The 11,621-nt window shown below is 30.6% G+C and carries 10 protein-coding genes and 1 pseudogene; 3 read left to right on the plus strand and 8 right to left on the minus strand.

Translation table 11 applies throughout. The features are described 5' to 3' along the window. Positions 1 to 215: 215 nt before the first annotated feature. On the minus strand, positions 216 to 1,187 hold the full coding sequence (locus F8162_RS03430) for a YbgA family protein (RefSeq protein WP_076538622.1): 972 nt from the start codon (positions 1,185 to 1,187) through the stop codon (positions 216 to 218). A 581-nt stretch (positions 1,188 to 1,768) separates the two neighbouring features. On the opposite strand from F8162_RS03430, the gene F8162_RS03435 reads away from it, so the two are divergent. Continuing rightward, complete coding sequence (locus tag F8162_RS03435; protein WP_151634902.1) at positions 1,769 to 2,677, plus strand: TIGR01777 family oxidoreductase; 909 nt, start codon at positions 1,769 to 1,771, stop codon at positions 2,675 to 2,677. 303 nt (positions 2,678 to 2,980) lie between these two features. Here F8162_RS03435 and F8162_RS03440 read toward each other — a convergent pair. Further along, positions 2,981 to 3,109 (minus strand): annotated as a pseudogene (locus tag F8162_RS03440) (MMPL family transporter); the annotation flags it as partial. A gap of 667 nt (positions 3,110 to 3,776) precedes the next feature. Between F8162_RS03440 and F8162_RS03445 the strand changes: the two are divergent. Next, positions 3,777 to 4,073, plus strand: a complete 297-nt coding sequence (locus tag F8162_RS03445; protein WP_000063807.1) for an ArsR/SmtB family transcription factor — start codon at positions 3,777 to 3,779, stop codon at positions 4,071 to 4,073. A gap of 446 nt (positions 4,074 to 4,519) precedes the next feature. Here F8162_RS03445 and F8162_RS03450 read toward each other — a convergent pair whose 3' ends face one another. Both F8162_RS03450 and F8162_RS03455 read right to left on the minus strand, forming a co-directional pair. Beyond that, a complete protein-coding gene (locus tag F8162_RS03450; protein ID WP_000849456.1) occupies positions 4,520 to 4,858 on the minus strand; it encodes a DUF378 domain-containing protein in 339 nt (112 codons plus the stop codon). A gap of 701 nt (positions 4,859 to 5,559) precedes the next feature. Then, positions 5,560 to 5,733 carry an asparagine synthase gene (locus F8162_RS03455; RefSeq protein WP_071739411.1) on the minus strand — a complete coding sequence of 58 codons (174 nt, stop codon included), beginning with the start codon at positions 5,731 to 5,733 and terminating at the stop codon, positions 5,560 to 5,562. 253 nt (positions 5,734 to 5,986) lie between these two features. On the opposite strand from F8162_RS03455, the gene F8162_RS03460 reads away from it, so the two are divergent. After that, entirely contained in the window at positions 5,987 to 6,349 is a 363-nt protein-coding gene (locus F8162_RS03460) for a carboxymuconolactone decarboxylase family protein (protein ID WP_076538624.1), read from the plus strand. 120 nt (positions 6,350 to 6,469) lie between these two features. On the opposite strand, the gene F8162_RS03465 is transcribed toward F8162_RS03460, so the two are convergent. The 4 genes from F8162_RS03465 to F8162_RS03480 form a co-directional block, all read right to left on the minus strand. Next, entirely contained in the window at positions 6,470 to 6,925 is a 456-nt protein-coding gene (locus tag F8162_RS03465; RefSeq protein WP_142245278.1) for a TspO/MBR family protein, read from the minus strand. Between the two features lie 111 nt (positions 6,926 to 7,036). Then, the gene (locus tag F8162_RS03470) at positions 7,037 to 8,467 is read right to left on the minus strand and encodes a cryptochrome/photolyase family protein (protein ID WP_151634900.1); all 1,431 of its coding nucleotides are present in this window, start codon (positions 8,465 to 8,467) and stop codon (positions 7,037 to 7,039) included. A gap of 148 nt (positions 8,468 to 8,615) precedes the next feature. Continuing rightward, positions 8,616 to 9,197 (minus strand): PadR family transcriptional regulator, encoded by a 582-nt coding sequence (locus F8162_RS03475; protein WP_151634898.1) that lies wholly within the window; start codon positions 9,195 to 9,197, stop codon positions 8,616 to 8,618. Between the two features lie 76 nt (positions 9,198 to 9,273). Beyond that, on the minus strand, positions 9,274 to 10,800 hold the full coding sequence (locus F8162_RS03480; protein WP_097861299.1) for an MDR family MFS transporter: 1,527 nt from the start codon (positions 10,798 to 10,800) through the stop codon (positions 9,274 to 9,276). Positions 10,801 to 11,621 lie beyond the last annotated feature (821 nt).

The following is an 11,621-nucleotide window of genomic DNA, read 5'->3' on the forward strand; positions in this document are numbered from 1 at the left end:
ATACGAAAACTTAAATTACAGTGTGTATATCAAATAACTATATGTTTTTGTTGTACGCTTATTTTCTATAAAAGTTGATGCTACTAGAAGTGAAAGTATAATAGCTTTTCAGTATGTTATGTAAGCAAACAAGTAATCTTTGTCATTGATTCCTATCACTTATACACGAAAATTTCTATTTTGTTCTAAAACAGCAAAGGAATTTGTAGTTCTCCTTAGTAATCTCTGCCCTTTCCTGAATCTGAAATTTCTACTAAGGTTTCTGGATAAGGTTCAAAATAGGTTTGCCTTAATAAATATTGTTCTTCAAAACGAAGAGCCCATGATTTTAATACAGAGAGCAAACTGCTAAGCGGTATCTTTTTTTCTTTATACTTTTGAAGAAGTGTTAAAAAATGCTCTTTTTCTTGATTTTTCAAATTCTTCTTAAAATAACCAAAGATATGCTGACATACGTTTACATGTGATGTATAACGAGGTGTTCTTTTTAATAATTCATATAACATTTCCTCATATTTTTTAAATATGCTCTCAACTTTATCTTTTTTGTGATTGGCAATAATTCTGCCTAACTCTTTTTGTTTTGACTGATTATATGCCATGAATAAATACTTATAAACGGATTGAAAAGCAATCAATTCTTCTAAATTTCCATTTTGTTTGATTCTTCTAAAATGAGTAATTGTAAATAATTTTGTGAAAAAATGTTCTCGAATAGTGAAATTTGACAATCTCCCTTCCTCTTCTACTGCAATATGAGATAATTTTCTTAGTACAGCCCCACCAAATATGCCAGGACCTTTTCCTTTCGTTGGTGACTTTTCATACCCCGTATAGATATTCACATCTTTTATTCCACAACTTGGAGATCGACTTTTTAAAATAAATCCATCGACATCTGGTAATGTACTTAAAAAATAATTAGAAAAATGCTGCATTTGTTCTGTTAAATCTTTTCTTGTAGAAGGCTGCACAAGTTTTTGAACGCCATTCTCCTCAATGATTCGAATTGTTTCACGAGGTATACCCAATCCAATTTCTACTTCAGGACATACAGGAATAAATGTAACAAATGGTTTTAAATTTTGAATTGTAACATCAAAAATCATATCTCCGTTATAACGACAGGTATCAAATTCCAAGCATTTACTCACAACCACTTTTGGTTTAGGAAATTGTCTCTGCATGTTATTGCCTCCTTAGGATTTAATCAGCAATATATTAAGTATTAAATTATCTTTTAAACTTTTATGCCATCATTACAGTGTTTTACATCCAATATAAAAATATTCCGTAATGTTGTTAGAATTGTCAAGAATATCGATATTCTATAAAATTGGTATTTGTTTAATAAAACATTTGAACATTTATTTTTATTTTTTTTGGTTTAAAAAAGAACATTTTTGAGAAAACCCTTTTCCCCATAAAGGTAAGAGTATTTTTAATTTGCTTTCCCATCGAATCCTCTTGTAAACTGTGTCTAAGAATCAATTCTTGAGCACCTTGACTTAACAGTTTTCTTTTTATAAAAATTGGGCCCTTTTAATTAAAAGGACTTTTTGTCCAAACATATAAAAAATTAAAAGTTTTTTATCATAAATATATTGGTATGTAATAGTTTGAAAATACATTTAGAGATGATGGCTTTTCCAAGTATTATCTCTAAATTCCTCTACTTTGATTTCTGTAATGACAATCATACTTTTCACTGTTATTTTAACATAGTCACAATTTTTTTTAGAATTAATATAATGAGGAGGGAATTTTATTGAAAATTGCAATTTGTGGTGGAAGTGGATTTATTGGTAGACATCTTTCAAATTTTCTTAGCAATGAGGGGCATACAGTTTATATTCTTACACGGAAAAAGATAGATGATTTTTCAACTTCTAATATTCAATATGTAAAATGGGATGCTAATTCAAATACATTTCCTTTTTCGTCTATTGATGTTGTCATTAATCTAGCTGGAGAATCTATTAATAACGGTAGATGGACAAAGAAACAAAAAGAAAAGATTTTAGAGAGTAGGTTCCAAACTACAAAAGGACTTATTAAGCAATTACACACCCTTGAAATAAAACCTCAAACTTTCATTAATGCCAGTGCTATTGGATACTACGGGGCATCTCAAAAGCAGTCTTTCACAGAGGAACACGAAACTCCGGGAAATGATTTTTTAGCAACTACAGTATCTTTATGGGAACAAGCAGCATCTCAAGCTAAATCACTCGGAATACGTACTATTTACACTAGATTCGGTATTGTATTAGGTAAAGATGGAGGTGCTTTTCCAAAAATGCTCCTTCCCTATCAATTGTATATTGGGGGTACAATCGGAACCGGAAACCAATGGTTATCATGGATTCACATAGATGATGCCGTACGTATAATTGATTTTGCTATCAACAAAAAGGAGGTAAAAGGACCTCTTAATATTACAGCACCAACACCAGCTACTATGAAAGAATTCGGGAAAAATATGGCAAAAATTACAGGGCGCCCACATTGGCTGCCAGTCCCTTCTTTTATCCTCCATACTTTACTGGGAGAAATGAGCATGCTGATATTAGAAGGACAGCACGTATTACCTCAAAAAGCTATTGAACACGGATATCAATATAAATTTTTAACATTAGAACATGCATTACAAAATATAATTCCATCTACAATGTAGTACTTCAAAATACAACTTATCTATATTTAAAATATGGCAATAAAATTGCGGAAGATTAGAAATACATATTTTAAACTTTAATCTATGTGAGATTTAGAAGATTTCTCCACCTTTTAAGAGATTAATTAAGGAATTTTCTTAATAACAAAATGATAAAAGGTAGGCATCTCTTATAAAAAGATATCTACCTTTACTTCCCTAAAATATATTGTATTTCTAAAAAATCCATATTCGCAACTTCTGAAAAATTCTATATTCATTTCATTATTGTATTAAGCATCCACATTCTCTCTCTTTTCCATTCTAGATTTCACCTGAACAAAATTTGAACCATCCTAGAATCAACGTACTGGCAGGGTCAAGAAGAGACCTAACAATGAATGTATCCAACATTACTCCTATTGCCGTAATAATTCCAAATTGAACAAGTACTTAGATTGGTGAATTAGCTTAATATTACCTAACACACACGAGACATATCGAATTACACCAACTGTTAATCGATCAATAAAAGATTTTGAAGTAATACTTGGAAAAAGACTATTTAGACGAGAAAAATAATACCTTCAAGTTATTCTACTTCTGGATCTAAACTAAATAACGATTTACTATGTATTGAATTATCAATAGAAAAAATAGCAGATACTTATAAAGATATTAATATTGATGACCTAATAACACTTCGTAATATTGAATTGCAATCCCAAAAAAATCAGAATATTAACACATTATCTTTATTCGGTAATCAATGATAGGAAATTTAAAGAACCACAGAGATTTTTCAACTCTGTGGTTTATTTTGCGGTCTATGACAGTAATCGTGTAACTACCCAATAAAAAAAGACACCTTAAGGTGCCTTTCTTACACTTAAACCATCTTAATTTTAATAACATCATTTTAAAAACTAAAAATACACCTTGAATCTTTCATATAATATTTTAACATATTTACATATAAATAGAAGTGCTAAAAAAGAGAAAATGCCTGAAAACTATTTCTTATAATTTGAATTTATTGTATCTTTATAGTAATTTTCAGAAAAGTGTTATTTAAATATTTCTTAATTATTATTTGTGATGGTCCAGGAGGGTAAACATTATGTCTAATGATTTTAATATGGATTATAGTCATTTTGAAAGGAGTGCTAAAATCCTTGAAATGCTGGGTAATTCAAATCGTTTATTGATTGTTAGTGAATTGATTAAAAATGGTGTTATGACAGTTTCTCAACTTAGTGCAGCAACACAAATTGCAGAATATAAAATTCTACAACATTTAAAAAAATTAACGATAAGCAAGGTTATCAGTAGTGAGCGGAAGGGTACAAAAATCTATTGCAAAGTAGAAGAGAAAAAAACCATTGATATTATTTTTTTATTAGAATTGTTAAATTAAAAATTAAACTTAGTGTCAATGGAGGAAGACACCCTCTGATTCCTTCCTCCAACTTGAACCATCTTAAATTTAATAATATGTGTATTGGAATTCATTCGTATATTATTTTATCGCGTTTAAAAATTTTACACATTGAGAAATAAGACACTATTCTTCATTTTCAATTGAACGTAAAAACCCCTAGAGGAGGCTAGGGATTTTTATAGAATGAATATGATTCAAAAAAGGACTTACCCAACATAACATATGAATGTTTCATAAATATAACATTTGAATAAATGTTATATTTATCACATAAGTTAGATGAATATTAAATAAAGAAAGATTCTAGCTATTATTTCTACACTAATGGTTACTGAAGTGTTATGAGATAACAGCAACGATTTCACGACTCACTTTATGGTCTTAGAATTTCTCGTTCAGTAATGGATGTAATAAGCATTTTATTAATCATCCAGAGAATTACGTTGTTTAGATGTATAGTTTTGATTTGAAGATTCTCTAAGATCTACTATATCTGTTTCTTCACCAAATTCGGTACCATAATTTATTTCTGTTGATTTGTTATAATTGAAATCCTGATTTACGTCCCTCATTAGCTGAAATAAAAGAGTTATGCACATTAATCCACTTAAACCAACAAGAGCAAATACAACCCGCGATAAAAAGGCGCCTTGTCCACCGAATATTGCAGCTACTAAATCAAACTTAAAAAATCCAATTAATCCCCAATTAATAGCACCGATAATAATTAATGCTAAAGCAATCCGCTGTATAGTTTTCATTTATTTAACACTTCCTTTAATAATTTGATAATATTATGCAGATCAATATTTTTATGAATCCTTAGCTATGCTTCTTCATAAAACATTATGCATACCATATACTTACCATCAACATATTAAATTCCATAACGTAAAATATGAGTAGACACTTAATAATTAATATTATGATTAAATAGTAACTTTCATGTTACTTCACAGCATTACTAAAGTTCATATTTATTATTAATATTTCTTACTACTTTAATACATAAAATAAATATTAAACGTGTAGGTATTTTTATCCTCAGAATGAATCACAAGCACCCTTTTTTGCATACTATAATATATTGTATTTATACTATATAGAAACTATTTAAGTGTTAGCATAAATAGTTAACCTTTCATAACAAGTGAGTAAAGCGGGCCGTAAAATTACAGGCTGCTTTATTATATATAATTTTTCTAAGCAGTACTTAAGCATGGTTAAAGACTAAACTATCTTACACAGCTAAGGAAATTACATATGCCCAAAATATTATATCCTTTCTTAAAGCAATCCATCCCTTTAACCTCGATAAAATATTTTTATAAAAATTTAAATTAATTAACATTCCTTATAAGTACCATAAATATTTTGGTTTAATTTATTGAATTACTTCATTTAAATACAAATTTTAATTAAATTATGAAAAAAGCAAGCATTAATATGCTTGCTTTCCATTCTAACCACGATGTTCTACAAGATCAATTACACCTAAAACAACGTGAGCTAAACCAAATCCAAACACTGTATTTGCAATCATTTTATTAGTTCCACGAGTTTGTTTAAGAACATAACCTGCTGCTGTCACTGCTGTACCTAGTGCTGTTGGAATTAATCCTTCACGAATATCCACAGTGATTGCCTCCTTGTATCGTAGTTAATAATTTTGTATTAATGCTTTAGAAGTACAGCATTAATACATCTATTAGTATTTTACTTTTGATCAAAATTATGTGGATTTTTATGAACAATGTCACAGTATTCACCTTTTGTATTTAATTTTAAAATTAGTATCTGTTTTTTATTTACAATTATGATTAATCAAAACTATTTACGCCCATACTAATCTTTGTTTAATACACACTGAATATGGAGTTGAATTTAAAATGGAATATAAAGATAAAACTTCTACTGAAGCTGCACTATTACAATACAAATATGGATTAGGTGTATTTGCTGAAAAAATGCCCAAACTCACTGATAAATTCCATTCTTTTACAGAAGAGTGTTTCAAAGATGGTACGTTATCAAAGAAAGAAAAACAATTGATTGCATTGGGTATAAGTCTTTATTCTCAAGATGAGTATTGCATCATTTATCATACAAAAGGATGTATTGATCAAGGTGCTTCAGAACAAGAAATTCTTGAAACAGTTGGAGTAACAGCAGCATTTGGCGGAGGCCCCACTATGAGTCAGGCAGTCACACTTGTTCAAGAATGTATAAAAGAATTAAATAACCATAATTAATTGCTAAAAAATTCACTTGAGGGTAAAAATTCGTGTGTTTTCCCGGCACCTCCTATATATTTACTAATAAAAATAAAAAACTTGAGCATTTTCTTTGTGCTCAAGTTTTCATTTACGTCTTTAATTTATACTATAAATTGTCCAAGATAAATATGTAGCAAATGTAGCCCATAAAAAATATGGGATTAGCAACCATGCCGATACTTTAGATAAATTGGAAGAAAACATAATGAGAAGTAACGTAGTAATAGCGACTAGTAAACAATCTACTGTTGCTAAAAACAAATTCTTTTGGCTAAATTGAAAGTAGCTGAACGCTTGATTGAATATATAATTTAAAAGGAATAAAAACCAAAATGTTTTTGGCTTGAATCCATAGTTGTTGTAAATAATTGCAACTGATAATGCAATAAGTCCAAATAATACAGCCCATATCATTCCGATTGTCATACCAGGAGGTGTCCAAGACGGCTTTTCTAACGCATTATACCAAGTACGATCAATAGGGAATAAAACACTAGAAACATAAAACAAACCATACGTTAGTAAGAACACTATAATACTAGATTTTTTCACAAACATTCTCCTTTTTACTAGAAGATTATAGAAACTTTATATGATTAGTATGTCCTTGTAATGGATAAAATTCTATTATTTAAATTCCAAATACATATTGTTTAACCTATTTCATACAAATTCTTTCATACTTTTATATGCACAAAGGGCTCTCTCTCGTGCTGCCTTATGATCAACAATCGGAAAAGGATATGTATCACCAAGTTTTATATTGGCTTTTTGTAAAATATGCTCAGGTGCTTCCCAAGGTTTATGTATATATTTGTTTGGGATATCTCTTAATTCTGGTACCCATCTTCTTATATACTCTCCATCTTTATCAAACTTTTCTCCTTGTGTGATGGGGTTAAAAATACGAAAGTACGGTGATGCATCTGCTCCACTTCCAGCAACCCATTGCCATCCCATTGTATTATTTGCAATATCAGCATCTAGTAGTGTATCCATAAACCATTTTGCTCCTTCTTGCCACGGAATTAACAAATGCTTTACAAGAAAAGAGGCTACAGCCATTCTTGCCCGGTTATGCATAAAACCTGTTTGCCATAGTTCTCGCATTCCCGCATCAATAAACGGATAACCCGTTTTCCCCTTTTGCCATACTCTTAATAACTCCTCTTCCTTATCCCACGGGAAATTTTCAAAGCTCTTATTAAGAGGTCTATATACTGTAAATGGATAATGATATAGTAAATAATAAGAAAACTCTCGCCAAATTAATTGACGTATAAAGCTATTAACTTGTTTTTCAAAAAGACTACATTGTCTTTCGATACTTTTATTTATTAAGTAATGAAACATTAGCTTTACTGATATTTGACCAAATGAAAGATACGGTGCCAACATCGAATGGACATTTTGATCTGGAAAATCTCTTCCTTCACTATAAGAGACTAATTTACTAGAGAAAAATTTCTTGAATGTTTTATATGCCCCTTCTTCTGTCGGATCCCATATTACTTCCATATGAGATGTCCACAGTATAGTCGGCAACAAGTGTAATTCTGAAACAGATAAGCTTGCTGGTAAAGAGTTTCCCCACTTTATATTCTGCACTCTGCTAATAGGTTTAGGTATTACCTGCTTTTGAAATGCATTGTAAAAAGGCGTAAACACCTTATATTCAGTGTTATCTTTCTTTTTAATAATCCACGGTTCTAATAATAAATGTGAATTAAATTCTTTACAGATAATACCTTTATCTTCTAACATCATTTTCATTTTTTGATTAGATTGTAATCTGTCCGGGTCATAACAAATATTCCAATATACAGCCGTTATATCTAATTGTTCTATGAGAGAAAGTATTTCTTCCTCCGTACGTCCTTTACGAATTATTAAAGTAGAGCCCAATGCCTCAAGTCGCTTCTTTACATCTATTACAGCATGGTGCAACCACCACTTTGCCGCACTTCCTATTGAAAAAGTTGCATCTTGTATATATACCGGAAGAACCTCACCAGACTGAACAGCCTCAAATAGAGCTGGGTTATCATATAAACGAAAATCTTTTTGAAACATAACAATAATTTTTTTTTGCATAGTCATCCCTTCTAATTTCGATACGATAATCCTTTACTTAATAAAAAAATCTGATGTGAACTTTTCATCTCATTTAGCGACATACAATCCACTATTAGTCCTACTAATAGTAAGTATTATACCTCTCTTTACATTATAATACTTATGCCTACAAACATTGATTTTCAATATCTCTAAGTACGTCATTTCCTATACTGCCTATTTTTTTATTTTTCATATTAGCATATAAATTCCCCAAGACTTTCAGCTCCGTTTTTAGATGTAAAATAACACTAGATAGTATATATAATTTACCCATGCTCTCTTTTCCGTATTTGTTCTCATACACTTTTTGAAGAGTAGTAAGGTATAAGGTTAGTTGAGATATTTTAATTCTTAGCTGTTCTAGAATTAATCTGTCATCACCATGCTGTGCAAAAAGTAATGCTTCGTATATAGGACGATGCATATCCTCTTGCTTTATCATTTGTTCTAATAATAAATGCTCAAATTCTTGTTTACCACTTGTAGTAATACCATAGATAGTTCGTTCAGGACGTTGTTCATTACGAATAATATCAACAATTTCTATAAAGCCCTTCTTTTCAAGTTGCTCAAATGTGTAATATAAAGAGCCTTTAGTAATTTTTATATAGTATTTCATTTCACTATTTTTTAAAAGTTGCTGGACTTCATACGGATGCCTATTTTTCTCCATAAGAAGACCCAGCATAAAAAGCTTTGTATTCATAACTCTCCACTCCTTAATAACCTATACCAATAGTATAAGCTAAAAATAAGTAAAGAATCTTTTTGTTTTATAAAATTTATGACTTTACATTTACTTTATCATTATTCTTTGTACCTGCTTTGACATTCCCCATAAATAATATTGCTATAAACGAAACTGTAATTGGAATTAAAGCTAATAGAAATACAGTAGTAATTGAAGATGACATAGCAGCTATAATTTTTTCAAGAATAAAAGTAGGGATACTGGACCTTACATCTGAGCGAAATATTGTACTTGGATCACCTAGATTATTTAACATGCTGGAACCGTATTCTATTCCCTTAAAAGCATCCTTTAAGTTAGCTGTAAAGGCACTATTTTGAATGGAGCCAAAAATCGTTACTCCAATTGTCATACCTAGTGAACGAAAGAATGAATTTGTTGAAGTAGCTGAACCACGAAATCTCGGTTCCATATTATGAATAGAAACTGTGGGAAGCAAAGAGAACGAAAATCCAACTCCAAATCCCGTTATAATCATGTATATCGTTAAAAGCACACGGCTTGTTTGCGGATCCATCGTTCCTAATAAATACATACCTATCCCAAAGGATATTACAGATAGTAGCATCAAGTTGCGGTAACTAATTTTCGTTTGAAATATTCCACCAATTGCACTACCTACTACAGAACCTAACATCATTGGGGTTAAAATTAATCCAGCATTAGTTGCTGTTCCACCATATACAGCCTGAACAAAAATAGGAATAAATACTGTTAAAATAACAAATGTTGCTCCATAGAAAAACGTAATAATTTGTGATATTGCAAACTCCTTACGCTTAAACATCCAAAATGATATTATCGGATCTTTCACTTTTCTTTCTACCAATAGGAAGCCAACAAAAAATACAATAAACGATGCAAATAACCCAATGGTTTGTATCGAATCCCACTTAAATTCTTTTCCTCCCAATTCTAAAGCGAACATTAAGCTAATTACTGCTATGACGAGTGTTATCGCCCCCCACCAATCAATATTTTGCTTAGTAGGTGGATTATTTTCTTTATAAGCTTTTAAAATAAAAATTAATGACATTAGACCAATTGGAATATTGACGTAAAAAATCCAATGCCAACTAATATTTTCTGTTATATACGCACCTAATAAAGGTCCTAATACACTTGAAGAACCAAATACGGCCCCTAATAATCCAGTCATTTTCCCTCTTTTTTCAATAGGAAAAATATCAAATACAATGGTAAAGGCGATTGGCATCAGTGCCCCCCCACCTATACCTTGAATTGCACGATAAATACTTAGCTGAACAATACTTTGCGCAGTACCACATAATGCAGAACCAATTAAGAAGATTAATAAACCAAAAATATAAAACCTCTTTCTACCATACATATCAGATAATTTCCCAAAAATAGGCATACCAGCCATAACTGCAACCATATAAGCAGAAGTAACCCAGATGAATTTATCCAATCCACCCAAATCTGAGACAATTGTACCAATTGAAGTGGCAACAATTGTATTATCCATTGCAGCCATTAAAATGCCTAGCATTAACCCAGCTATCACTAAGCGTAAGTTGCTCTCTTTTGCAACCATACCTCTTTCCTCCTTTTTTTCACACTCAACAAAATAAATAGTCTAATTAAACTATACACTTATTATAGTCTAATTAGACTATTTTTCAATAAATCATTAAAAAAATAAATACCCCCAAATATATTGGAGAGATTACAATTGTAGAATTGATTCCTATATAAGGGGTCACAAGACCCAAAAAAGAAAATTGTACGTTAAGGAATATTTTACATAAAAAGGCGATTCTTTAAATATAAAGAATCGCCTTTTTATATTTTTTCAATCTCTTACTTCCAGAGATAAGATGGTTGGATTTCACCTTTAATTGCACGAATCCTCTTAATTGAGTATTTTTCTTCAAGTAAATGCTCTTGTTTTAGCCTGGTTAAAATATCATCTTCATTGATGCTCTTAATGATTGTTTCTAAATTTACTACTGTTGAGGGCATTGTTCGAATGGAGAAAATACATGGTTTCTACTCACCCCGTTGGCAAATGAAAATCATCATTTTATGGAAAACTCATCGCGCAAGCGCTGTATTTTTTTGCACCAGAACCACAATTTCTGCTCTATTACACCTAAATACTGACTTTGGTCAATATTAGGTTTTGGCGCAAAAATGATTTCATAAAATTTTCAACCTGAACATTCAATGATTGTGAAAATACTGCTCTGAAAAACCAAATAAAAATTACGGGTATTATTAATCAAAATATGTATAGTGTTTATAAGTAACCTCATATTTTGTTGTATATTTTAACTTTATTGAATGCTTGCAACAGAACCAGTAACAAGTAATGGATCGTACGGATGCTCTCGTAGATGGATAAAAGAACTGTCC

The organism is Bacillus sp. CH140a_4T (genome assembly GCF_008923725.1).
Classification (GTDB): domain Bacteria; phylum Bacillota; class Bacilli; order Bacillales; family Bacillaceae_G; genus Bacillus_A.